Annotated in this window: 17 protein-coding genes; 15 read left to right on the top strand and 2 right to left on the bottom strand. The window is 42.6% G+C overall.

Annotation, left to right across the window (positions count from 1 at the left end; genetic code table 11):
• The first annotated feature begins 237 nt into the window (after positions 1-237).
• Entirely contained in the window at positions 238-1,020 is a 783-nt protein-coding gene (locus tag F9817_RS02190) for an IclR family transcriptional regulator (RefSeq protein WP_202436311.1), read from the top strand.
• A gap of 60 nt (positions 1,021-1,080) precedes the next feature.
• Here the strand turns inward: F9817_RS02190 and amaB are convergent, their stop codons facing one another.
• Positions 1,081-2,625 (bottom strand): L-piperidine-6-carboxylate dehydrogenase, encoded by a 1,545-nt coding sequence (amaB, locus tag F9817_RS02185; protein WP_161153322.1) that lies wholly within the window; start codon positions 2,623-2,625, stop codon positions 1,081-1,083.
• 162 nt (positions 2,626-2,787) lie between these two features.
• Between amaB and F9817_RS02180 the strand changes: the two genes are divergently transcribed.
• The 5 genes from F9817_RS02180 to F9817_RS02160 all read left to right on the top strand — a co-directional run bounded on the left by F9817_RS02180 (position 2,788) and on the right by F9817_RS02160 (position 7,428).
• On the top strand, positions 2,788-3,609 hold the full coding sequence (locus F9817_RS02180) for a LysR family transcriptional regulator (protein WP_161153321.1): 822 nt from the start codon (positions 2,788-2,790) through the stop codon (positions 3,607-3,609).
• A gap of 247 nt (positions 3,610-3,856) precedes the next feature.
• Positions 3,857-4,924, top strand: coding sequence for an ABC transporter substrate-binding protein (locus tag F9817_RS02175; RefSeq protein ID WP_161153320.1), 1,068 nt, complete (start codon positions 3,857-3,859; stop codon positions 4,922-4,924).
• Positions 4,924-5,937, top strand: coding sequence for a FecCD family ABC transporter permease (locus tag F9817_RS02170; protein ID WP_161153319.1), 1,014 nt, complete (start codon positions 4,924-4,926; stop codon positions 5,935-5,937). Before F9817_RS02175 ends, F9817_RS02170 begins: the two co-directional genes overlap by 1 nt.
• Positions 5,934-6,704: an ABC transporter ATP-binding protein gene (locus F9817_RS02165; protein WP_161153318.1), complete on the top strand. Its 771-nt coding sequence runs from the start codon at positions 5,934-5,936 to the stop codon at positions 6,702-6,704. The genes F9817_RS02170 and F9817_RS02165 overlap by 4 nt, the downstream gene beginning before the upstream one ends.
• A gap of 400 nt (positions 6,705-7,104) precedes the next feature.
• Positions 7,105-7,428, top strand: a complete 324-nt coding sequence (locus tag F9817_RS02160) for a hypothetical protein (RefSeq protein WP_161153317.1) — start codon at positions 7,105-7,107, stop codon at positions 7,426-7,428.
• An 85-nt stretch (positions 7,429-7,513) separates the two neighbouring features.
• Here F9817_RS02160 and F9817_RS02155 read toward each other — a convergent pair whose 3' ends face one another.
• Entirely contained in the window at positions 7,514-7,912 is a 399-nt protein-coding gene (locus F9817_RS02155; RefSeq protein WP_161153316.1) for a protein tyrosine phosphatase family protein, read from the bottom strand.
• A gap of 373 nt (positions 7,913-8,285) precedes the next feature.
• On the opposite strand from F9817_RS02155, the gene F9817_RS02150 reads away from it, so the two are divergent.
• The 9 genes from F9817_RS02150 to F9817_RS02110 all read left to right on the top strand — a co-directional run bounded on the left by F9817_RS02150 (position 8,286) and on the right by F9817_RS02110 (position 25,285).
• Complete coding sequence (locus F9817_RS02150) at positions 8,286-8,819, top strand: zf-TFIIB domain-containing protein (RefSeq protein ID WP_161153315.1); 534 nt, start codon at positions 8,286-8,288, stop codon at positions 8,817-8,819.
• A 541-nt stretch (positions 8,820-9,360) separates the two neighbouring features.
• On the top strand, positions 9,361-9,975 hold the full coding sequence (locus tag F9817_RS02145; RefSeq protein WP_161153314.1) for a DUF1449 domain-containing protein: 615 nt from the start codon (positions 9,361-9,363) through the stop codon (positions 9,973-9,975).
• Positions 9,976-9,991: 16 nt separating this feature from the next.
• The gene (locus F9817_RS02140) at positions 9,992-12,115 is read left to right on the top strand and encodes a peptidase (RefSeq protein ID WP_161153313.1); all 2,124 of its coding nucleotides are present in this window, start codon (positions 9,992-9,994) and stop codon (positions 12,113-12,115) included.
• Between the two features lie 58 nt (positions 12,116-12,173).
• Positions 12,174-17,069 carry a DNA repair ATPase gene (locus F9817_RS02135; protein ID WP_161153312.1) on the top strand — a complete coding sequence of 1,632 codons (4,896 nt, stop codon included), beginning with the start codon at positions 12,174-12,176 and terminating at the stop codon, positions 17,067-17,069.
• Positions 17,066-17,776: a phospholipase D-like domain-containing protein gene (locus F9817_RS02130; RefSeq protein WP_161153311.1), complete on the top strand. Its 711-nt coding sequence runs from the start codon at positions 17,066-17,068 to the stop codon at positions 17,774-17,776. Before F9817_RS02135 ends, F9817_RS02130 begins: the two co-directional genes overlap by 4 nt.
• 178 nt (positions 17,777-17,954) lie before the next feature.
• Positions 17,955-18,977: a toxic anion resistance protein gene (locus tag F9817_RS02125; RefSeq protein ID WP_161153336.1), complete on the top strand. Its 1,023-nt coding sequence runs from the start codon at positions 17,955-17,957 to the stop codon at positions 18,975-18,977.
• A gap of 213 nt (positions 18,978-19,190) precedes the next feature.
• Positions 19,191-22,646: an acyl-[ACP]--phospholipid O-acyltransferase gene (locus tag F9817_RS02120; RefSeq protein WP_161153310.1), complete on the top strand. Its 3,456-nt coding sequence runs from the start codon at positions 19,191-19,193 to the stop codon at positions 22,644-22,646.
• A gap of 151 nt (positions 22,647-22,797) precedes the next feature.
• On the top strand, positions 22,798-23,124 hold the full coding sequence (locus tag F9817_RS02115; RefSeq protein ID WP_161153309.1) for a hypothetical protein: 327 nt from the start codon (positions 22,798-22,800) through the stop codon (positions 23,122-23,124).
• Between the two features lie 172 nt (positions 23,125-23,296).
• Entirely contained in the window at positions 23,297-25,285 is a 1,989-nt protein-coding gene (locus F9817_RS02110; protein ID WP_161153308.1) for a U32 family peptidase, read from the top strand.
• Positions 25,286-25,329: the final 44 nt, after the last annotated feature.

The following is a 25,329-nucleotide window of genomic DNA, read 5'->3' as shown; positions in this document are numbered from 1 at the left end:
TGCACTATCTATGCCACGCACTGCCATTTATTCCACTGAAAGGAATTATTTACATATTTTTTCCGTTTAACGGAATTATTTTATAAATATTATTATTTATATTTCGTTGCGCAGTTTTGCACCACTTATGGTTCAGGCTAGAATGTACAGGAATGCACAAATATGAAATGAAATGCACCAATACTGAACGATAAGTGTTCAATGCTATGAGACGTGTTGGTGTTACAAGGAGGTAGTTTGGAATCGTTAAGTAGTACTGCACGTTTATTTAAAGTGATCCGTTTACTCGCGAATCACAATGAAACAGGGATGAGAATTACTGATATTGTGGCTGAAACAGAGATGACACCCGCTTCTGTGCATCGAATCTTAAAATCGCTGGTTGATGAAAGGGTGGTGATTCAAAAAGCGGATAAACGCTATTCACTGGGCTTGGAGTTTTTTTCTATTGCGGCAAATGCTGGGTTGTCCGAGGGATTAAGAGAGTTGGCTAAACCCGTATTACTAAGGCTAGGTGCAAGGCTTAATGACACGATATTTCTTTTGGTACGCAATGGATATGATGCCATTTGCCTTGATCGATTTGAAGGTCCTTTCCCTATTCAAACCTTTACTGGGGATGTTGGAGGCCGAGTCGCATTAGGTGTTGGTCAAGGTTCCATGGCTATCTTGGCTTTCTTGGAACACTCTGAGCAGGAAGAAATATTGCAGCACAACTTAGGACGCTACAAAGACTATAACGCGTATGATGAAGTAGAGATTCGTTCGGAAATACAAAAAGTAAAAGCCCAAGGGTTTTGTGCAAAAAACAGCGGATTAATTGAAGGTATGGCAGGGATAGCGGTCCCCGTATTTGATTGTAACGGTCGAATTGTTGCCGCCCTGAGCATTGGTACCTTGGCTGCACGTCTTAAAGCGGATCGATTACCTATTATTGTTGAATTAATGAAGCAAGAAGCACAAAAGCTTAGCGCTACGATCAATCCGTTTGATCCCACTTTAACTCGCCCGCGCTTGTAGGGGCAAAATAAGATTCGGCGTGATGGAGCGCCGAATCTCATTTGGATATATCAAAATACATTATTCGAAAACAATGCCCTGAGCCAGCGGTAGTTCTCCGCCATAATTGATGGTATTGGTTGAGCGACGCATATAATTTTTCCACGCATCAGATCCTGACTCTCTGCCGCCACCGGTTTCTTTTTCGCCACCGAATGCACCGCCTATTTCTGCACCTGAAGTACCAATGTTGACATTGGCTAAACCGCAATCTGAACCTGAAGGTGATAGAAATAACTCGGCTTCTTTCAGGTTTTCGGTAAAGATGGCAGAAGAGAGTCCTTGGGGGACATCATTTTGTATATCAATCGCTTGTTCGATATTTTCGTAACTCATCACATACAGAATAGGGGCAAAGGTTTCTTGCTGCACGATAGCTGCATTAGCCGCGATGTCGACAATACTTGGTGTGACATAAAATCCGCCTTCAGGAACCTTTTCAGTCACACGCTCACCACCAATTAAGACGGTACCGCCTTGCTGTTTGGCGTCTGTTAATGCGGCTTGCATGGTGGCGTAACTCATTTCATCAATAAGTGGGCCTACTAAAATATGCTCGCTACGAGGATCGCCAATACGCAAAGATTGATACGCTTGAACTAATTTTTCACACAGTGCTTGTTTCACAGAGTGATGCACGATGACGCGACGTAAGGAAGTACAACGTTGACCTGCGGTGCCTACGGCAGCAAAGACGATAGCGCGTAATGCGAGATCCAGATCGGCGTGTTCAGATATGATCATGGCATTGTTTCCACCAAGCTCAAGAAGCGAACGACCTAATCGAGCGCCAACCGCTTCACCAACACTCTTACCCATGCGAGTTGAACCGGTTGCTGAGACTAAAGGATAGCGTTGGTCTTGGCTCATTGCTTTGCCTATTTCCCCACCTCCAATAATGACACTGACAATGTCTTTTGGAACATCTGGCATTTCATCAAGGGCACGATTAACAATGGTTTGAATTGCGAGGGCGCAAAGTGGCGACTTTTCCGAGGGTTTCCATACTATGGTATCACCGCAGACGAGCCCTAGCATAGCATTCCATGACCACACTGCCATTGGAAAGTTATAAGCAGAGATAACGGCGACAGGACCAAGTGGATGCCACTGTTCCATCATACGATGCCCTGGACGTTCGCTGGCAATAGTTAAACCGTGTAATTGACGTGATAGGCCGACGGCAAAATCACAGACGTCGATCCATTCTTGTACTTCGCCCAGCGCTTCGGGAAGAATCTTCCCTGCCTCTAAGGTAATGACCTGAGCCAGTTGAGTTTTGTATTGGCGCGCCAATTCTCCAATGCGGCGTACAAATTGACCACGAACTGGTGCTGGCGTGTTGCGCCATATTTTGAATGCAGCGCAAGCACGTTCGGTTTGAGCATTTAACTGCTCCGGTGTCGCAAGCTGAAATCGAGCCGTTTTGGTTCCATCTATTGGGCTGGTGCAGTCATGCTGAGCTCCCTGACCAAGTAGCGTTTTCGCTCCGCTGACGATTGAGGGATAATATTCTCCACAAATAAATGCACTTAATCCAAGTTCATCCATAAATTCCATGGTCATAACAACATCCTTATTTAATCTGTAGTAATCATAAATTCATCCTAAGGCTCAGCTAGATATAGGTAAAATATGGAATATCTAGAACGGGTATAGCTTTTGTCTATATCAACTTTTCAGGTATGGTAGAAGCTTCTGTCATCAACAGTTATTTATGGAGCACGGATGTTCCGATCATTAAAATATTTTGTTGCAGTGTTTGAAGAGTTAAGTTTTAGTGCGGCTTCGAAACGTTGCTTTATTTCCCAACCCTCTATTTCGTCTGCTGTCGCTCAGTTGGAGAGCGAATTAGGTTGCCAGCTATTCGTGCGACATACGAAAGGTGTGAGCCCCACCCCTGAAGGGATGCAGCTCTACCCCAAAGCAAAAGAGCTACTTTTTGGGGTGGGGGAGTTAAAATCACTGATTAGTTTAGCTGCGCCAAAGCGCCAGTTAAGGCTGGCACTTAGCCCGTTTCTTGGTAGTGAGCGTGTCAGTGAATTGGTAAAGATGTTGCTTGAGTCAGTGAATGACCTCGATCTCACGCTGGTGGATATCGATGAACCAGCAGATGCGCGTATTATTCCTAAAACACAATGTGCCGACAGTGAAATCTTCCAGCATTTATGGACCGATAGTTATGTACTGGCATTACCGCTTAATCACCCATTAACTCGATTAGAGACTATTCCTCTAGCCGCACTCAACCAAGTCCCATTTATTAGTCGCCAACCTTGTGACATTGATGATGCATGGCGTTATGCCATTCAAAAGCAGGGGATGGGGCTCAATATTCGTGCGACAGTAAAAACCGAAGAGTATGCGTTGGATCTAGTCGCAGCTGGTTTAGGTGTTTCTGTTGTTCCGTCTCACTCGGTACAAAAGCGCGATGATGTGGTCACCCGAGGTCTGAGAAATATTGAATTGAAGCGAGTGATTGGCCTTGCAACTCCAAGGGGAAGAGCATTATCGGAGGATATTATTCAACTCCTCACGTTCAAGCGATAATGTGCTGGTTGTACTCGTTATTTATAAGAACTAGAGAATATCAAAGCAGTTTTTGTTCTTTAAACTTGTCAGGTATTCAAAGATATCAACTGGTTTTTAACGTCACTGCAGGTGTTTTCGACAAACCTTAAATAGTAATTAAATTATTTTTGATTCATCTAAACTTTTTTTTGATATAACACCTTGAGTATGAGTACTATCAGCGTATTTTGATATATTCAACCCATCTTAATTAGAACCTAATGCTATGAATAAACGTTTTGTTTCTCTTTTCTGCGCAGCATTGTTGTGCGCTGCTAGCTCTTCGGTGTTTGCTAGCCGTACTATCGTTGATCAAATTGGTCGTACTGTGACTGTTCCTGACCAAGTAAACCGTGTTGTGGTATTGCAACATCAAACTTTAGATTTACTCATGCAGTTAGATGCTAAAGATAAAATTGTGGGTGTTCTTTCGAGCTGGAAGAAACATTTAGGGGCAGATGTGGTGCGCCTTGATCCACAATTACCTTTATTACCAATGCCAGGTGATTTAACGCAAGTGAATATTGAAAGCTTGTTGAAAATCCACCCCCAAGTTGTGTTTGTGACTAACTACGCTCCGCCTGCGATGATTCAACAGATCACGGATGCCGGTATCCCGGTAGTGGCCATTTCATTACGTAAAGATGCTAAAAATCAGGCAAACAAAATGAATGCATCAATGACGAATGAAGAGCAAGTGTATAACGAGGGGTTAAAGCAAGGTATTCGTTTAATTGGGAACATTGTTAATAAAGACCATCAGGCAGAAGATCTGATCAAAACAGCCTTTGCTGACCGAGCAAAAGTGGCCGAGCACTTGAAAGCGATTCCTGATGACAAACGTATTCGTGTGTATATGGCGAATCCCAATCTGACTACATATGGTTCGGGTAAATATACGGGCTTAATGATGCAACATGCTGGAGCAGAAAATGTGGCAGCCAAAACCATCAAAGGTTATCAGCAGGTATCGATTGAAAATGTGATGAAATGGAACCCTGAGGTGATTTTTGTTCAAAGTCGTTATCCTCATGTTGTCGACGAAATCAATCATGATCCGCGTTGGCAAGCCATCGATGCAGTAAAAGAACATCACGTATATCTTATGCCTGAATACGCCAAAGCTTGGGGCTATCCAACACCTGAAGCGATGGCTCTTGGTGAGATGTGGATGGCGAAAAAACTGTATCCGACTCAGTTTAAAGATATCGATATGTCTAAAATGGCGAACGGTTATTACCTGCATTTTTATCACACTCGTTTTGATAAAGCGCCGAGAGCGGTTACTCAATAATGGTGCGATCAACGCTACTATCACAAAGTGCCCTTATTGTGGGCGCTTTTGTTATAGCCATTTTCTCATTGGGAGTAGGTACTTACTCAATGAGTGTTTCTTCAATTGTTGAGGCATTAACTCAACCTCTATTTCATTTTTCCCATGCGCCTAGCGCTATAGAACATCAGATTATCTGGAATGTACGCTTACCGAGGGTATTAATGGCGCTCGGGGCTGGCGCTGGATTGTCTCTCTGCGGCGCAACACTACAAGGGGTGTTTCGTAATCCATTAGTTAGCCCGCATATTATTGGGGTTTCATCTGGGGCTGCATTTGGTGGAACGTTAGCGATTCTGCTGGGCCTTGGGCAAATGGGATTGTTATGTTCTACATTCAGTTTTGGCTTGCTCGCTTTAGCCTTGGTGTTTTTGATCGCAAAATTATTTGGTCAACAAAATCGCCTTGTGCTGATTCTAGCGGGCGTGATCTTAAGCGGTTTGTTTAGTGCGTTAGTTAGCCTAGTGCAGTTTCTGGCTGATACAGAAGAAGTATTACCGAATATTGTATTCTGGTTATTGGGCAGTGTTGCCACCGCGAATTGGCAAAGTTTAGTGACCATGTTTGTTCCACTGAGTATTGCTAGCATGATGCTGTTAGGCATGCGCTGGCGTATTAATGTGCTGTCGATGGGAGAAGAAGATGCCAATACGCTAGATCCCCGCTCGAATCGTACTCGTTGGATTGTGTTGATCTTATGTGCGGTTATCATCGCTAGCCAAGTGGCTGTGAGTGGTAATATCGGTTGGGTTGGTTTAGTTGTCCCTCATATTGGCCGAATGCTTGTCGGCCCAGATCATCGACGATTGTTACCCGCTTCAATGGCGATTGGCGCCGCACTGATGGTGGTTGTGGATGATCTTGCTCGTACTCTCACTGATGGGGAAGTTCCGTTAGGTATCTTAACCGCATTGATTGGTACTGTGTTGATCATGTTCCTTATCTATTTCAATCGCCGTGAGGTTTTAAGATGAATGACATCACGCTAAAAACAACAGATTTGGTGTGTGGTTATCAACCTAATTGTCCGTTATTTGACCCCGTTAGTTTGGAATTACGCAGGGGGGAAATTACAGCAATATTGGGCGGAAACGGCCAGGGTAAAACCACGTTAATGAAGACCTTGCTCGGTCACCATCAACCGTTACAAGGGCAAGTTGCACATGCAGGGGAGATTAACTTTGTTCCCCAACGGTTTGATAGCGCATTTTCTTATTCGGTTATTGATATGGTGCTGATGGGGAGGGCAAACAATATCGGTCTTTTTTCTTCGCCGAGCCACCTCGATTTTCAAATGGCGCATCAAGCTCTGGATATGTTATCGATAGGATATCTTGCCGAGCATGAGTTTGACCGTTTATCGGGCGGTCAGCAGCAACTGGTTTTGATTGCCCGAGCTTTGGCGACTAAATGCGACGTGCTTATTCTTGATGAGCCTACAACTGCTCTCGACCTTGCTTTTCAATCGACAGTGATAGAGTTGCTCTATTCACTAGCCAAAGAGCGTAATATTAGTGTGTTATTTTCAACTCATGAACCTGCTCAGGCACAGCTCATCGCCGATAATATTTTATTAATTATGAAAGATAAGCGCTGTTTGACAGGAAATAAGCGTGACATTCTAACAGAGCAGAATCTGACAGAACTGTATGGTGTGCCAATCCAAAAGTGTCAGATTCGACGTGATAACGGATGTTACACCACTTTTTTACCTTACTTTGGTGGCTTTCTGGGAGAATAACAAATTCTACTGTGATCTTTATTCAAAGAGCACTCCTAAACGCAAAGAGTCTCTCTTATGTTTTGCTAGAATCTCGTCCGATAACAATGCTGACTTTAACAAATAAATCAACATGATATACCCAATTAACCTCAAGGTGCTGTTGCAGCGCGAATGTATTCGTTCTTAACCCCGCATTTTGAGGGTTTAGGGGATCACTTCATTGCTATCATCTGCAATTGTCTAATAACGATATTTAAATTCGTTGTCGACCTTCTTATTTCTTATTGGTTTAAATGACTGATACAGAATATTAATGAAGAAGGGGCTTACTCGATCTTATCGATAAAATGAGATTAGATTTTTGCGTCTAATATCACCGCATAGCGGTTGGCTAGAGTAATTTTGGAGTATAACAATAATGATTATTTTTGGTACCCGCGGTAAAACCGTGTCAGGGCCTGTGATAGAAAGTCATATGTGTGAACATTGTGGACACAACGAATATGTTACGTTTGGACTTTTACGATATTTTCATTTGTACTGGATTCCATCACTTGTCACTTCAAAGAAAATTGGTATGGAATGCACTCATTGTCGTAAAAGTTATATGGAAAGTGAGCTTTCCCAAGAGCAAATTCAAGGAATAAAGCCGCATGTATTTAATTACCAAAATACATTGCCTTATTTCTCAGGAGCTATTTTATTTGGTTGCTTTATTTTGCTCCTACTTTGCATGATGTGATTAATTGTTTAAAGGATTGCTGTCATTTGAATAAAGCCATGCACCTGCATGGCTTTTAAGTAGGTTGCTTGGGGATATTACATATTTAGAGTGTTTTAATTTTAAAACCAAGTTCAGTTGCTTTGGCGAGGCGAGCATCGACACTGCCAAGATCTTGGGTGCCATTTACCCATAATGTTGAGCAACGGGTGCCGGTGCGACAAAATGCCAGAATAGGTTTCTGAGCTTCGTTAATGAGTTTGGCGAAGGTTTGATAATCTTCATCGATTAGAGCACCAGCAATGACCGGTTGCTGAATAAAATCAAGACCCAAGCGGTTAGCCAGCATTTCTAATTCACCATTGAGCGGTTGCTCTTCAGCTTCACCATCTGGACGATTGCAAATGATGGTTTTAAAGCCTTTATCTGCAATCGTTTTTAAATCCATTTTATCGATTTGAGCACAAACAGAAAGGTCATCGGTTAAGGTTTTTATATCGAGCATAATGTATCCATACCTGTTAGTTAATGGAGGCGATGTAAGTAAGGACAGTGTACTCCTAACTTTAGCAGACTGCATTCGCTATGAAACTTATCAGTAGCAAGTGGGGACAAGTTAAGCACAAATTTGATTTTGGAAACCATTTAACACTTCATTTGGTTCTAGTGAGTGAAAACTTTGTTGAAAGTTGGAAAGGTGATAAACACATTACGCGGAAATACGACTTATCTAAACCTAAGCTATCGCACTTAATTTTAGATTTTTAAAAATACAACAATTGGTTATACCCAAATGAGCTTATGAAGGGAGAATATATTCTCGCTGAAACCGCATCTTTAGGTTACTTGGGTATATTGGCTAGATGAAAGGAACTTTTATGTACTGTCCAAAATGTAAAGATACAACATTAGATCCAACCAAGTTGGAGGATGGTTTACCCGTGCTCGGTTGCCCTCAATGCGCAGGGAGCTTGTTATCTCTATTGCACTATCGTGATTGGGTTGAACGTTTTGCTTTAGAAGATGAAATTGAATCTACTGCAAGCTTAGAAGCTGAATCAGATACTAAAACGGCTTTACGTTGCCCCAAATGTGGCAAAATAATGACTAAATATTCTGTCACTGGAGAGTCTACTCATCGTATAGATTTGTGTGGCAGCTGTGATGAGGCTTGGTTAGATGGCGGAGAATGGCAACTGCTAAAGTCATTAGCGTTAGGTGACCAATTGCCAAAGATTTTCACCCAACAATGGCAAACTCGCGTTAGAACTGAAAAAGCTGAATTGGGACGTATTGAACGGTTGACGCAAATGGTTGGCGAAGACGATGCAACCCAAGCTGTAAAAACGAAACAATGGCTTAAATCTAACCCTAATCGAGCCTCCCTTCTACGCTATCTTGCATCAGATTAAACGGTATTGGTTATACCCAATAACGTTGAAAGGGTATAAGCATTCTACTGTTATTGGGTTTGATCTGAACTTGTAGATGAATCTTTGAATTTTGTCTCTTCAGATCATTAGAATACAGAGTTTTATTTTTATAAAGACCGATTTATTTATAAATTTATTATTAAATCATTTCATAAAAAAATGAGAAGTTGTCCCAAAATAGTATATTGGAAACTACGTGGCACATACACTCTGTTGTAACCTACTGCCATTGCTAGGTTACTTCTCATTATTCTGGCATTAAGTTACTGAATCGATATTAAATTATTTGGCTTATAACGTGTATCTATTCACGGAATAGCTTTCGATGTTCAAAAGAATATAAGCTGCATGAAAGCAGCCTTTTGTAGCAACGACTATTTCAACTTTTTGTTAATTGAGAAGAATAGGTTTGAATTCATAAAGAAACGCATAGACGTGTCTCGTATTCGTATACCTAAAAATAAATTTTAAGCGCTTGTTTAATCAAGCGTAATTATTAATAAACGTCAATTGGTAACTTATGGAAATACAAGACTTTGTATCTCTATTACTGGGTTTTCCTACCAGTATATTCTTCATTCCGTTAACGGTTCTTTTTGTCATCATGTTGGTTGATATGGTGTGCAATGTGTTTGAAACCTTTACGGCAGATTTAGACCTGTTTGATTTAGATGATATTCCTGGTTCAGGAATTCTTCTTCCCCCGGTTTTATCAAAAGTTCCATTGGCTGTTGCCTTATTTGTTAGCTTTTTTTTCGCCACCATTCTCTCTTTTTATTACCAAGAGTGGACTGCGCGATTCTCTGATTTAACCGTATGGTTTGTGGTAGATATTATCAGTATTCCTGTTACTGCTTATCTCGCCCTATTTATTTCTGCTTGGGTTCTAAAGCCCCTGACTCCGCTATTTAGCAAACACAATTTCGCCGAGGTGAATTACATCGGCTTAAAAGCACGCGTGCATAGCAGCACTATTAATCAAGATATTGGAGAGATTATGGTTAAACATCGAGGCAATGAATTTTTGCTCGATGCCATTATCGACCAGAACACTCCAGTTTATTACGGCGATGAGGTCATCATCGTTTCTAAAGACAAAGCCTCGAACCGTTATATCGTGGCAGTAAGCAGCTGATAATTGAGGAATTAGCATGGTACTTTCCCCCAGTATGATATTTGTAATCTCAGGAATAGTCGTCTTCCTGTTGATCCTATTTTTCCTAACATCACGGTATAAAAAGGTACGCGGTGAAGGGGACGCTTTGATCGTCAATGGATTAGAGCGAACTCGAGCATCTTTAACTGGTACGTTTGTCTGGCCAGTTATCAACCAATACGAATATATGGATATTACTCGTAAGAAGATCTCCGTTGTTCGTAGCGGTAAAAAGGACAAAGACGGTGAAGAATATGAAGGTCTGCACTGTCGCGATAATATTCGAGCCGATTTAAAAGTGGATTTTTATATTGGTGTAAACCACGAAGAAGAAGATATTGTTCGTGTTGCTAAATTGTTCACTGCCAAAGAAGCTTCAAATATTGAACGTTTGAAAGAGCACTTCCAGCCTAAATTCTCTGAAGCCTTAAAAACAGCAGTGAAACAGTTTGAGTTTGAAGAGCTGCTTACTAATCGCCGTGCGTTTAGAGATGCGGTTGTTACAGTGATTGGCAGTGAAATGGATGGGTTTAAAATTTATGACGTGGTGATTGATAAGATCGACCAAACGTCTCTTGATGCTCATAGCCCAGATAACATTCTCGATGTGGAAGGTATCCGCAAGATCTCGATGATCACTGCGCAAAAAAATACCGAAACCAACGCAATTCGCCAAGATGAACAAACCACCATCAAGAAGAAAAACGTTGAAGCAGAAGCTAACCGTCTGCAGTTAGATAAACAAGAGAAAGAAAGCATCGCGAGAACTCAGCGTGAGATTGAAATCATCAAAGCGCAAGAGGAAGCGTTAGCGTCTGAAAAGCGTGAAGAATACAATCGATTAACTCGACTTGCTGAATTAGAAACAGAGGAAGAAATCTCTAAAAGACGTGAAAGCGTTGAGATGGAAGTCGAAATGACGCGTATTGCAAACCAGCGTCAAGTAGCGATTCAACAAGAAGAGCTTACACGTTCTGTTGAAACGGAAAAGGTACGTACTGCCGCAGAAGTGGCGGAAAAAGAGATGCACAAAGAAACCACAGTCGAAGAAGCTCGTAAGTCTGTGGCTGAAATGCGCTCTCAACGTGTGGAAATTGAACGTAAGATCGCCAAAGAAGAAGAAGAGTCCGAAAACCTTCGCGTTAACGAGCAAGTCAACCGTGATAAACGTGTGAAAATGGTTGAAGCAGAAGCTCAAGCCGAAGCAAAACAGTTAGAACTGTTGGTTGCGGCGCGCGCCGAAAAAGATGCTGCTCGTGAAAAAGCAGAACGTCTGTTGATCGAAAATGAAGCGGACATGCAAGTGAAAACTCGCACTGCCGAAAACGATTTGGCCGTTCGCACTCGTGAAGCAGAAGCCGAGCAAGTCGTTGTTGCGAAACGAGCTGAAGCAGAACAAATCGCTGCTGAGAAACGTGCTCAAGCTGAATATGTGGCGAAAGAGCGTGAAGCGGCTGCGAAAGAACGTATGGCCCAAGCTGAGAAAGAATTCATTAGTGCTACTGGTTTGGCTGAAATTACGGTTGAACGCGAACGAGCACAAGCGATTCGTGAAACCGGGGAAGCACAAGCGTACACCTTGCAAACGACAGGCCAAGCTGAAGCTGAAGCTCTGCGCGCGAAAGGCATTGCAGAAGCTGAAGCGCAAACAGCACGCTTTGAAGCTACTCAGAAATACGATGATCACACTCGTGAACATGACAAGTGGGTGATGCAGCTACAACAAGCGAAAGAGCTTGAACTAGCACGTATTGACGCACAGAAAGCGGTTGTAGGTGAGAACGCAAAAGCACTGTCACAAGCACTCTCACAAGCCGATATCAAGCTGTTTGGTGGTGAAGGTATGGAACAATTACGCCGTACGATTCTTGATGCCGCAGCGATGGATACCAAATTTACTGAATCTGAAGTGATGAAACCGCTAGTCGCGGAATATATGAATGGTAGTCGCAGTTTACCGCAAGATCTCAAAGATATTTTAGAGAACAGCGAACTGAAAAGCAGCGATTTAAGTAATGTTGCGTTAGCGGGTTTATTGAATTCGCAAGGTGGCGCAACAGAAGTGCTTAATAAGCTAAAAGCGACACTGGGAACTTCTGGGCATAACGATAACGCCTAACGTTCATTTCTTCTAATTTGTCCCGCCTCTTTCTGAGGCGGGATTTAAAGGGTTTAGTATGTCAGAAAAGACACAGCAAGCAGTCACAGAAGGCGGTGCATACGAGGTTCTAAAATCCCGTTTAGCACAACAAGGTGAGCAGCTTAAATCTCTCGCCAAATCATTTAATCAAGAGCGTCAACAAATTTTCGGTGGCCAGGAAATGACTTTGGTTGGGAAGGCTAATGTGCAAACCGAAGCACGTTGTATTCCCATCGATATGGCGCAAGTTAGTAACCAACTGCTGTTTGGTTATCAGGTAAAAGTTGGTTTAAAAGCCGTGCCTGAACTTAACGATGTCTTTGGTTTATATCAACTGCACGAAAATGATGGCATTTTCCGTGTTGAACCTCTATCGGTACATGAGAGCTTCTTGGCAGATGACCGATTTCACCATGAATTCACCGAGCTATTTACCTATTACAGTGACGCGAAGTTACAGCAAATCTCTCGTCAAGAAAGTACGCTTTATGTGGTCTTTCAAATCGGGATGCGACCTGATGACCGTAAGGTGTTTCGCTTTCAAGTTAATGGAGAATCGGTTACCTACCTAGACGCTCTTGGTCACACGACATTAGAGAGTGTGCCGCAATTTGATTTTGATTGGATTGCGACCACACGCGACAACCATATTCTTGGTACTCACCCCCATGTTTCGATACAAGATAAGCTCTTTGTTGAATGTGTGGGAGGGGATTTAACGATTAAGGTCGAAGATAACACCGAAGATGGAAAAGGCATTTATAGCGAAGAAGTGGAAGATCCGCATCAAAGTGTTGCCGATGCGAGCATTGATTATGCCTTCGTGGGTGAGTTAATTGCACTGCGGATTAAGCCTCACCGTGAGAAAATGCATCGTTACTTTATTTATAACCCAATGAATCAATCGGTCGTTCGGGCTGATTCGTTAGGACGAAGCGCGAAAGTTCTGCCGGAAAACCATGGCATTTTACTTGCCCATGGCTACGTGTTAGCTAATGGCGATTACAAGCTGTTTGATATTCCTTGGCAGGATCTAGAATTCTTCCAAAAAATAGCGTCGCCAAATGGCGAAGATGTTATCTATTACTTTTTTAATAAAGCGAAGGGTGCCTACGTTTCTTTTTCTTATAACATGATTGAGAAACGTTTTTCTGCTCCACTCGATAGCTATGGATTTAGCCTCTATTCGGATGGGCGAATGCTCGTTTTTCAGGCAGCAGAAAATCCAGAAGCTTCGACTATTCATCCGCTGCAAATTTGGAATACACCGTATTGTACTCCTGAATTTTATACGCAAGAAAATGCGAAGGCGGACGGTTCAAGTCCTCTCTTCAATTTGGGTAATGCTGAATTGGTTCGCGCGTTATCATCAATACTGTCTATATGTCAGCTTACGCTCAATGAAGAGGTCACCCAAGCTGCGTATGAAATGTTACTTAAGCAGTGTCATACAACCCTTGACCATTACCATTGGCTTAACCACCACTATGCATTAGGAATTGGCGACTCAATTCATGAGATTGTCGAAACTTCGGATAATATCATTGATGAGTTTGCCAAGGTTCAGCAACTCCAGATCGCAGCAGCACAAAGTTTAGAGCAGCAACAGCAGCATGTAGCAGAGTTAATCGGTAAGATTAAATTAACACCTAAAGAGCAGGCTAATGCATTACTTGCGCTTTTAGCCGAGGTGAAAACGGAAGTCGGATCGGTGATGTCATTGCGCCAGCAACACTATATGGATACGGTAAGTGTCGATGAGATGTTGGAGCAACTGCAGTTACAGCGTGATGAACTGAATCACCGTTTATTACTCCTGTTGCAAGAAGAGAAAGCTTACCAACCGTATAAACACACCATTGCGGACATTGAAACTAGGCTCGAAACCACAGAAAAAACCGCTGAGTTAAATGATTTGCAGCAGGAAGTGGATGAGCTGCGTTCGCAGTTGCAGTTAGTCACAGAGGAAGTGACGGATATCGAAACTGAAGATCCAACGCAATCTACCCGGATCTTGGATCTGACGACGGAAGTGTCGTCACTATTGAATGCGTTATCCGCTAAGTTACGCGCCAAAGGTCAGTCATTACAAAGCGAAGAAGCTCAAGCAGAATTCAGTGCCCAATTTAAATTGCTCGGACAGGCGGTGAGTACTGCCATGGAGCAGGCAACCACTCCAGACGAGTGTGACAATCAGTTAGCCCGTTTGATTGGTCAGTTAGATAAATTGGAGTCTCGTTTCGCTGACTTTGACCAATTCCTCGCGGAAATCTATACCAAGCGCGATGAAATCCAGTCGACATTAGATAATCACAAGCAGCAATTAGTCGCTGCGCAGCAACGTCGAGTTCAGAACTTACAACAAGCTGCGAACGTCACGTTAAATAGCATTGAAAAACGTATCGATCGCTTTGATGATGTTGCTGGACTTAATAGTTATTTTGCAACCGATGCTATGGTGATGAAACTGCACCAACTTTCTGAATCAATCAGAGAACTAGGTGATAGTGTAAAAGCGGATAGTATCGACGCTAAATTGAAGTCACTGCAAGATCAGTCACTACGCTCTATGCGTGATAATCAAGATATATTTGAACAAGGTGGTAAAGTTTTACGCCTTGGTAAGCACCGTTTTAGTGTGAACCAGCAGGGGTTAGATTTAAGTTTAATTGAACAAAATGAACAGTTATGCACCCATATTTCAGGTACTGATTTTTATCAGCCGATAGAAGATCAAGAGTTTCTGCAACTCCAAGACATCGCTAAACTGGATGTCACATCAGAAAGTGAGCATGTGTATCGTGGTGAGTACTTAGCTTATTTGATATTGCATGCTGCGCAACATCACCAGAATGATCTTTCACTCGACCGCTTGTATCAAGCTCTCCAAGATCAATCGTTAAAAGAGCTGATCCAGCGTTTCGCTGCTCCTCGTTATAAAGAGGGATATGTGAAAGGTATCCATGACCATGATGCCGCGCAGATACTGTCGACCATGCTGCCCATTTATCAACGTGCTGGGTTGTTACGTTATAGTCAAGGTGCACGCGCTGCAGCACTTATTTGGTTATTAGAGCAAGAGGATACATCTCAGTGGCATGAGCAAGCGGTCAACGCTGTTTTACTGAGAGATCATTTACAATCTGCTGATGCATACTCTGCGCTGCAAGAGGTATTACTCCCTCAATTAGGGGTCAAATATGCCTATGAAGCTGCCGATTACTTGATTCAAATCTTAGCCGATAAAGTGCCAAGAATTGAAGTAAGCCAAGATGCATTTCAATTAAGCGAAGATTATCTTCAGTTTCGACGTAGCTTGGGTTGGAATGCGAAAGAGATGCCAATGGCCGCTGCATTTACCGATCATGTGCAATGGCTAACTCCTTACACTAAACAAAATAAGACTGGCGAAGCGTTTGTGTTGGAAGCGGCAGCCATCGCGATGTGTAAAACCTTGTCACAACAACTATTGAGTAGCGTGTCTTTTTCTTTAACCGGTAAAGTCGCCGATTTACTCGGTGAGCATAAGCGGATTAAACAAGGGGCTTTACCGTTAGTATTGGATGATTTTATTCGTCGCTGCGAACACCATCGTAGTGTGATTGTGCCACGCTTTAATGCTTATCTAGAAAAACGTTCAGCGCTATTAAGCCAAGCAAAACAACAGTTTCGCTTGCAGGAATTTAAGCCGCGTCCATTAACTTCATTTGTACGTAATAAACTGATTAGTGATAGTTATTTACCGTTAATTGGCGATAACTTAGCGAAACAGATGGGAACGTTGGGCGATAAAAAACGCACCGACTTAATGGGGATGCTACTGCTCATCTCTCCTCCAGGTTACGGTAAAACTACCTTGATTGAATACGTTGCCTCTAAATTGGGTTTGGTATTCATGAAAGTTAACGGTCCTTCGATTGGCCACCAAGTAACATCGTTGGATCCTGCCCATGCTCCGGATCAAAACGCCGCTCGCGAGATTGAAAAAATCAACTTGGCATTTGAAATGGGTAATAACGTGTTGCTTTATCTCGATGATATTCAGCACACCAACCCAGAATTGCTCCAAAAATTCATCTCCTTGTGTGACGGAACACGTCGGGTCGAGGGAACTTGGCAAGGTAAAACCAAAACTTACGATATGCGCGGTAAAAAGTTTGCCGTGGTAATGGCGGGTAACCCGTATACAGAAACGGGTGAGGCGTTCCGTATTCCCGATATGTTAGCCAACCGTGCTGATATTTATAACTTGGGCGATATGTTGTCTGATCAGGGGAATGCGTTTGCTTTGAGTTTCATTGAAAACTCTCTAACTTCAAATTCAGTATTAGCTCCGCTCGCGACTCGCGATCTGAATGATTTGTACCGTTTTGTTCGTATGGCACAAGGGGAGAGTATTGCATTGAGTGAGATGACACACTCTTATTCAGCGACGCAAGCTAATGAAGTGGTCACGACGTTGCAAAAATTAATGCGTGTGCAGCAGACCGTTCTTAAGGTGAACCAACAATATATTCAATCCGCTGCAACTGCAGATGATTATCGAGTTGAACCTGCATTTAAGCTGCAAGGATCCTATCGAAATATGAATAAGTTGGCAGAGAAAATTTCATCAGTCATGACCGATGAAGAACTGGATACCCTTATTCAAGATCACTACCAAGGCGAAGCTCAAACCCTTGCTAATGGAACAGAGGAAAACTTGCTTAAGCTCGCTGAACTGCGCGGCAATATGACTAAAGCACAACGAGCTCGCTGGGACGAGATCAAACAGAGTTATCAGCGTCAGCAAATTATGGGAGATTCTGAGGATCGCGCGGGTCAAGTGGTACAGCAATTAGCAATGCTAAACCAATACGTGTCTGGTGTGTCGGCCCGCTTTTCAGGAAGTGATACCTCAAGAGATAAAGTTTCAGGAGATACGAGCGCATGAATCAGCAACAGTGGGAACAGTGGTTAAAGGCGTCGATTGCCGATGTTCGATTGGATGATCAAGAGCGTAAAGATCTCAAACAGAAATTGGCGCACCTAAACTGTTCTGATGAAGAGCGTGCGTATTTACGCAATCAGTCATTTCGTTTAGCGCATGAAGCCGTTGAATCGGGTGAGGATGCTTGCCAAGTTATTCGGTGGTTAGAGCGTGTTGTGAAAATTTTAGATGCAGCACGTGAAACCCAAGTCAATGAGATCGCTGGCAGTTGGTTTTCACCGGGAAAAGACTGTTTCAACGGTATTGTTGAACAGCTTAAGTTAGCTCGGAATCATATTGATATCTGTGTCTTTACGATTGCAGATGATGATTTGACTAAACACATTATTAAAGCTCATGAACGAGGGGTTGAAGTCCGAGTGATTACTGATCGCAACAAGCGGTTTGATGCAGGAAGTGACGTGGACTATCTCGCTCGTAAAGGGGTGCAAGTTAAGATAGATACTTCGGATTATCACATGCACCACAAATTTGCGATCTTTGATGGTATACGCATGATTAATGGCAGTTTTAACTGGACTCGAAGTGCTTCTAGATACAACCAAGAAGACATTACCTTAACCGATGATCAGCGCTTTATTACTGCTTTCCAGCAACAGTTTGAAAAACTGTGGAAACAATTTCCCAGGCATCGCTCAAACGAGCATTAAGGAGAATACCACCATGACTGAATCTACACCTGAATCAAAACCAGCAGTTGATGCTCCTAACTTGAATGAGCCTGATTTAACGTCTCATGTTGACGCACAACCTACACTTGCTGACTCAAAAAATGACGTGTCAGTTCACGCCAACCAAATTCAAGAAGATCCGGTTCCTCAAGTAGAGATGGCTGTGACTCCAGAAGCGGCTGAGGTAGCGCAAAAGTTTGATCCGTTTGATACGGTTGCCACTATCACATTTGGTAAAGAAGCCTTAGAAACTATTACTTCGTTTTCGGATGAGATTCTTGATCAAATTCGCATTAGAGATTCCGGAGAAGCAGGAGAAGTGCTACAGGCGATGATTTCATCAATGGATTCTACTGATTTTGATGGGTTAGGCCGAGACAGTTTTCTCGCGAAATTGCCTTTGATCGGGGAGCTTTTCGATTCGTTTAAAAAGTTCTCGGCTAGCTTTGATTCAGTTAAAGATCACATTGATTCTCTCGCTGAAAAACTAGAAGGGCAAGAAGCAAAACTGGCTCATGATATTAATCAGTTGGATGGGTTGTATAACCACAACTTAGAGTTATTAAAAGGGCTCGAAACCTACATAGAAGCAGGTAAGTTTAAGTTAGCTGAACTGAATCAAATCGTGCTACCTCAGTTACTCACTCAATCTCAAGCCAGTGGTGATGCGTTAGATGCCCAAAAATACCGCGATGCTACTCAAGCGGTGGCACGTTTAGAAAAGCGTGTGCATAACTTGGAGCTCACTCGATTAGCGGCTATTCAAACTGCACCTCAGATTCGTTTGTCTCAAGAGGGCAATAAAATGCTCATGGAAGATATACAGGATATCGTGCACAACACCTTCCCTCTATGGAAACGACAATTTTTGATCGCGATTTCTAACTATGAAAAAGAAAAAGCGCTCAAGGTGACTCGCGCTGTGAAAGATTATACCAATGCGCAATATCAGCAGAATGCACAAAAGTTGAAGGTCTTGGAAGAGCAAATTGCGGAAAACTATCAGCGTGGTATTTTGGATATTGAATCTTTACAAGTTGTTAACCAACTGACTATTGATACGTTGAATAATACCTTAGCGCGAGTAAAAGAAGGCCGAGCACAGCGGGAACAAGCACAGTTATTGATTGAACAAGCAGAGCAAGAACTAAAAACAGCACTGGCTCAAACGTTGGAATAAATCTGAATGTTTTGAATAAGGAAATTTGATGCGGTTAATCACATCAAAATTAGAAACAGTGATAAAGAGGGCAGTCAATGGCCCTCTTTTTGTGTTTCTGATCCCATTTCATAACCTGAATATAAAACATTCACATCTTCACTTTACAATCGAACAGTGTTCGATTAATGTTGGCCCTAAATTAATTGAACGGCGTTCGATTGGGGAATGACAATGAGCAGATTATTTAAAAACAAAGGCTTTATCGCTTATTTACTAGTGGCATTTATTAATGCGTTTGTCGATTTTGGCCATAAAATCGTCATCCAGAATACACTTTTTAAAAGTTACGATGGCAATCAACAAATGCTTCTGATGGCAATTGTAAATGCACTCATCTTATTACCATTTGTTATGCTATTTACGCCATCTGGGTATTTAGCGGATCGCTTTCCCAAGGCCAAAGTGATGCGCTGTAGCGCGATGCTGGCCATTGTAGTGACATTACTCATTACTTATTGTTACTACACTGGGCATTTTTATGCAGCGTTCGCCTTAACCTTTATTCTAGCGATGCAGAGTGCTTTATATTCTCCCGCTAAATACGGTTATATACGCGAATTACTTGGCGCTGAGTATTTAAGTGCTGGTAATGGTTGGGTGCAAGCAGTCTCTATGATTGCGGTGCTAGCAGGGAGTGCTGCATTTTCTGCTCTGTTTGAATTTGATTTAAATTCGGCAACGCCGCTTGTGCCATCGGCAATACTTCAAGATGTCGCTAATATTGGCTGGTTGTTGGTATTAGGTTCCATTATTGAGTGTGTGCTAGCATTTCGTTTACCTAACTGCCAATCAAAAACCACTGTGACAGGTTTCCCATGGCGTCAGTATGCTACGGGCAAAACATTAACCAGCAATATTCGATTACTTTTTAAAGAGAAAGCGATTTGGCAATCCGTATTGGGTCTCACTTGCTTTCTTTCAATTAGCCAAGTACTTATCGCCGCGTTTCCTTCCTATGCGAAATCAACACTTGGAATTGGTAATACCTTTGCCATTCAATGCGTGATTGCTATGGCCATTATTGGTTTGATGCTCGGTTCCGCTTTCGTGGCTAAACATTCAGTGCGACATATCAACATTTCTCTCATCCCAGCAGGGGCTGTTGTGGTGTGCATCAGCCTATTTTTCTTGGCTCAAGTAACCACATTAACCTTGATGGCTGTGTTATTCCTGTTGGTTGGGTTTGGTGGTGCACTAATGCTGGTGCCGTTAAATGCACTGATTCAGTTTCATGCCAATGAATCTCAAATAGGGCGCGTGCTGGCGGGCAATAACTTCATTCAAAACATTGGTATGTTATTGTTTCTAGGGCTGACCGTACTCTTTGCCACCACTTCTTTAGATGCTCAATACCTACTGTGGGGGTTGTTTGGTCTAAGTGTATTGGTGGCGCTGTTTGCGATTGTCATATTACCTCAAGCTTTAGTGCGTGGTTTAATGAATCGTTTACTGGGACATAAATACCGGTTGAAAGTGGTGGGCTTTGATAATCTGCCTGAGTCCGGTACGGGGACTTTGTTATTGGGTAACCATATTAGCTGGATGGATTGGGCGATTATTCAAATGGCAGTACCAAAACAGGTTTATTTTGTTATGGACCGTAGCATTTACCAGCAATGGTATCTGAAATGGTTTTTTGACTTGTTTGGTGTTATCCCTATTTCTGCAGGACAAAGTAAGCAAGCTCTGGCTAAAGTCACGGAGCTACTGAATGCCGGTGAAACCGTTTGTCTGTTCCCTGAAGGTCGTATTAGTCACTTGGGCCAATTAGGTGAATTCAAAAAAGGGTTTGAACGTGCTTGCAAAGACGCAAATGGTGTCATTGTGCCATTCTATCTGCGCGGCATGTGGGGCAGTGCGTTTTCTCGTTCAACCAAGAAACTTGGCAAAATGCGTAAAAACGGTATCAAGCGTGACATCATCGCTGCGTTTGGCGAGCCAATGGACATTCATTCTGATGCCGCTCAAGTTAAACAAAAAGTGTTTGAGATGTCGGTAGCGAGTTGGAATGAATATGCAGAAACGTTAGATACCTTGCCGCAAACTTGGATTGAAACCGCGAAATCAAAACCGAGTGATTGGGCTGTAGTCGATAGCTCGGGGACGCCAACGTCACACTTCAAATTTTTAGTCGGTAGCTTACTTGTTAAGCAGAAACTACAAGCGTTACCGGGCCAGAACTTAGGTTTATTGGTTCCAACCTCTGCGCCTGGGTTAATGACTAACATTGGTGCCCTCATGGCGGGTAAAACGGTGGTGAATATTAACTACACGTCATCTATTGAGGCGATCAGCAATGCTAAACAGAGTGCTGCAATTAAGAGCATCGTGACCTCACGCCGTTTTATTAGCAAGCTTGAGAAACGAGGTATTGATTGTGAAACCATTTTAAGTGGCTGTGAACGGTTTTACTTGGAAGACCTAAAAACGAGCATCAGCCCGCTACGCAAATGGTTGACGACTGCGGCAGCGCTTTGTTTGCCTGCTGCATGGATTCATACGCTCTTTTGTAAGCCAACGGAGCTGGAAGATAACGCTGCGATTTTGTTCTCTTCTGGTAGCGAAGGAGCACCGAAAGGTGTGATGCTGACTCATAAAAATATCATGGCTAACTTACGTCAGGTATCAGATGTACTCAATGTGCGGGAAGAAGATCGTATTATGGCAACACTTCCTTTATTCCATGCTTTCGGTTTAACCGTAACAGGTATGTTGCCATTGATGGAGGGGATCCCTGTGATTTGTCATCCTGATCCTACTGATGGCCACAATATTGCAAAAGCGGTTGCGAAATACGAAGCCACACTGATGTGTGCGACGTCGACATTCTTACGTATGTATCAGCGCAATCGCAGGATTAAGCCAATGATGTTTAATTCGCTGCGCGCTGTAGTATCAGGGGCTGAAAAACTAGATAAAACGGTAAAAGAGGCGTTTCAGCAGAAATTTATGGTGCCGGTCTTAGAAGGATATGGCACGACGGAAACTACGCCAGTCGCCAGTGTTAACTTGCCAGGGCATATGATTCGTGAGCAGGCCTATATTCAAGAAGCGGCAAAAGATGGCACGGTAGGGCTTGCTCTACCAGGAACCACTTTCCGTATTGTTGACCCGGTTAGCCTTGAAACCTTGCCGGTAGGGGAAGATGGTTTGATTTTGATTGGTGGTGCCCAGATCATGAAAGGATACTTAAATGATCCGGAGAAAACTGATTCTGTGATCGTCAATCTTGATGGCATGCGTTGGTATAAAACGGGCGATAAAGGCCATTTAGATGAAGATGGATACTTAACCATTGTTGACCGTTACTCTCGTTTTGCGAAGTTGGCAGGGGAGATGGTCAGTCTTGGTGCGGTTGAGCAAACCATTAAAGAGCTGCTTGGTGAGCCAGAGATGAATTTGGTGGCAGTTAATTTACCAGATGAGAAAAAAGGTGAACAGATAGTGCTACTTACAGAAAGTGAACAAGCACCCGCGGAGATTAAGAAAACGTTGAATCAAAAAGGCATGTCAGCACTTATGATTCCGAGCGCTATTTTTCAAGTAGAGCAGGTTCCTGTATTAGGAACAGGGAAACTGGATTTTGCAGGTGCAAAATCTCTTGCTAAAGAAAAACTTAGTGCATAGGTATTCCCTTAAGCCTCAGTGTGCCAATACTGAGGCTTTTCTACAGAAATTTGTGGATCTTGATCCAGTAATAACGTCAGTCAGTGGACTAAATTGATAAACTTTTTGTTCTAATAAGAGTCTCAAAATTATCACAATAAAGGTAACGTCAATGGTCACTTTAATTAAATTTTTGATAGGAATGGCTTCAACCATTCAAGTATTGATAGGTTTGGCTGGCCTATTTTTATCCGGTCTCTTTGCTTCAGGTATACCTGCTGAATTAGGGGCTTTAATTTCCGTGCTTCCTATTATTTTGGTCTGTTTGGCAGGGTTAGGATATTGGTCCATTTTTAAAAATAATCGGGCGGGACAATACAGTTATTCGATTGTGCTGTTATTAGCATGGCCTGCTGGAACCATTATTGGAGCTATCTTGATTGGGTTGTTATTGGCAACGAACGGTTCTGCTTCTAAAACTGCGGCCGCGTCAAACTAACCAGTTATCACCTAAAAACAACACGCCTACTCATCATGGTGAGTGGGCGTTTTTTATTGTTTGAATTAATGAGGGCAGTTAGCCATGTTATTTATAGGGTTTATTGGATATTTCCTTACAGAGAGTAGTAGAATAGCCAGCCCTTAGTTGAAGTAAAAAGTGTGGTTAGAGCGTGAGTGAGAGTCAGTTTGAGTTATTAGCCCCAGGTGGTGACATCGAATCCATTAAAGCGGCAATCGCAGCTGGAGCTGATGCTGTATATTGTGGGCTGGAACGTTTTAATGCGCGAAATAGAGCGTCCAATCTTAATTTAGATGACTTAAAAGCAATATTGGTGATTGCTCATGAACACCACTGCAAAATATTTTTGACACTGAATATTATTTTATTGGAAAGCGAGATTCGTTCAGTCGTTCGCTTGTTAAATCAACTGATTCACACCGACATTGATGGCGTAATTATTCAGGACCTTGGTCTTGGTTATATTTTGAAGCATTACTTCCCAATGCTGGATGTGCATGGTTCAACCCAGCTCAATTCTCATAACGAAGGTCAAATTCGCTTTTTGTCTAAGCTGGGGACTAGCCGAGTGAATTTATCCCGTGAATTGGATTCAACAGAAATTCGTCATCTAACGCAATATGGTAGACAGCATAATGTATTGATGGAAGTGTTTGTTCACGGTTCCTACTGCATTGGTTTTTCTGGGCTATGTTATATCAGCTCAGCAAGAAATGGGGCTTCGGGTAACCGAGGGCGTTGCAGTCAGCCTTGCCGTGATAAATATCAGACCACAGATATGGGGATCAGTCACCCATTAAACATGAAGGATAATACGGCATTTGAAGATTTTGCCGAGCTTGCTGAACTCGGCGTGTATTCGTTGAAAGTCGAAGGGAGAATGAAACAGCCGCACTATGTGTTTAATGTGGTCGATCAGTGGCGGCAACAAATTGACCGTTATGAAAATAACCAACCTTTGTTGTCTGATACCTCTGAGCTTTATAAGGTCTTTAATCGTGATTTTTCTGCGGGCTATTTAAAAGGCACTATCTCAAAAGAAATGTACATTGATAATCCGCGTAATCATTCCGCTGATCATTTCATCCAGCAAGCGGGAGTCTCGGAAGGTGAACAAACTCGCCAGATTAAACAGCAAGTCTATGATGAAAATACCCGAATTATCGCGCGGGTGAATGAGCGTTTAGTTCAGCTTGATCATGAGCAGCATAAAAATCAAACGACAGAAAAAAAATACGCGGATATCCAAGTGCCTGCGATAAATACGGATTTAGATGAGCCGATTAAACCTCATTTAAATGTATTGGTTTCCACCCTTGAAGAAGTGCAGCAGCTGCATGCTGACAACATCAGTGTTTATTATCAAATGCCTTCGTCTCTAGCTCGGCAAAAAACACAAGTACTGGATGTTTTCTCACAATACCCGCACCTTATCCCGTGGTTTCCTGCGGTATTGATAGGTGATAATTATTTGGCTGCGCAACAGTTTTTGGAAGCTGTTAAGCCAAGTTGTATTGTGACCAATAATACTGGGATCGGAATGTTGGCTGGGGAAATGGATATAGCATGGTTAGCTGGGCCGCAGTTAAACCTCACCAACTCATATGCACTGCAATGTTTGCAACAAGAGTATGGCTGTAGTGGTGCTTTTATTTCCAATGAAATTTCGCATAAGCAGATGAAACGTATTGTAAGACCAAAAGGATTCCGTTTATGTCACAGTATTTATCATCCGATGAATTTGTTAACCAGTCGTCAATGCTTGTTCCAACAAACCGTTGGGTGTAAGAAAAAGCGTGTGACTCGAGGATGTTTGCCTAACTGTAAAAAGTCGGCCTCAATACTGAACTTAAATGGGTCTGCTTATGTGATTGATAAGCAGTTGGGCGAGCACAACAGTTTATATAATCAGCATCATTTTATGAACTTAGAGGTGATTCAGGATCTTCCAGAACTTTTTACTGATTGGTTTATAGATGTAAGAGATATTCACACTGAAACGCGAAGCCCTTGGCGCTTAAATGAATTGGTTGAGCAATTTCGCCAACTTTGTGAAAAGGAGCAGCGTCAAGCTGCGATATTGAGTTTGCAAAACGCTATTTTACCGACAACACATGCTCAATACCATAAAGGGCTATAGGTGATTAAGCCCCCATTTTAGGGGGCTTAATCGATCAGGAGCTA

The organism is Vibrio eleionomae, assembly GCF_009874545.1.
Lineage (GTDB): Bacteria > Pseudomonadota > Gammaproteobacteria > Enterobacterales > Vibrionaceae > Vibrio > Vibrio nitrifigilis.
This window is presented reverse-complemented; position numbering and strand designations above follow the sequence as displayed.

Bases quoted from the DNA above. Each gene is read 5' to 3' on its own strand.
- amaB (WP_161153322.1), bottom strand. From the start codon at position 2,625: ATGACCATGGAATTTATGGATGAACTTGGATTAAGTGCATTTATTTGT.
- F9817_RS02145 (WP_161153314.1), top strand. From the start codon at position 9,361: ATGGAAATACAAGACTTTGTATCTCTATTACTGGGTTTTCCTACCAGT.
- F9817_RS02120 (WP_161153310.1), top strand. From the start codon at position 19,191: ATGAGCAGATTATTTAAAAACAAAGGCTTTATCGCTTATTTACTAGTG.
- F9817_RS02155 (WP_161153316.1), bottom strand. From the start codon at position 7,912: ATGCTCGATATAAAAACCTTAACCGATGACCTTTCTGTTTGTGCTCAA.
- F9817_RS02130 (WP_161153311.1), top strand. From the start codon at position 17,066: ATGAATCAGCAACAGTGGGAACAGTGGTTAAAGGCGTCGATTGCCGAT.
- F9817_RS02170 (WP_161153319.1), top strand. From the start codon at position 4,924: ATGGTGCGATCAACGCTACTATCACAAAGTGCCCTTATTGTGGGCGCT.
- F9817_RS02140 (WP_161153313.1), top strand. From the start codon at position 9,992: ATGGTACTTTCCCCCAGTATGATATTTGTAATCTCAGGAATAGTCGTC.
- F9817_RS02115 (WP_161153309.1), top strand. From the start codon at position 22,798: ATGGTCACTTTAATTAAATTTTTGATAGGAATGGCTTCAACCATTCAA.
- F9817_RS02175 (WP_161153320.1), top strand. From the start codon at position 3,857: ATGAATAAACGTTTTGTTTCTCTTTTCTGCGCAGCATTGTTGTGCGCT.
- F9817_RS02125 (WP_161153336.1), top strand. From the start codon at position 17,955: ATGGCTGTGACTCCAGAAGCGGCTGAGGTAGCGCAAAAGTTTGATCCG.
- F9817_RS02160 (WP_161153317.1), top strand. From the start codon at position 7,105: ATGATTATTTTTGGTACCCGCGGTAAAACCGTGTCAGGGCCTGTGATA.
- F9817_RS02135 (WP_161153312.1), top strand. From the start codon at position 12,174: ATGTCAGAAAAGACACAGCAAGCAGTCACAGAAGGCGGTGCATACGAG.
- F9817_RS02180 (WP_161153321.1), top strand. From the start codon at position 2,788: ATGTTCCGATCATTAAAATATTTTGTTGCAGTGTTTGAAGAGTTAAGT.
- F9817_RS02165 (WP_161153318.1), top strand. From the start codon at position 5,934: ATGAATGACATCACGCTAAAAACAACAGATTTGGTGTGTGGTTATCAA.
- F9817_RS02150 (WP_161153315.1), top strand. From the start codon at position 8,286: ATGTACTGTCCAAAATGTAAAGATACAACATTAGATCCAACCAAGTTG.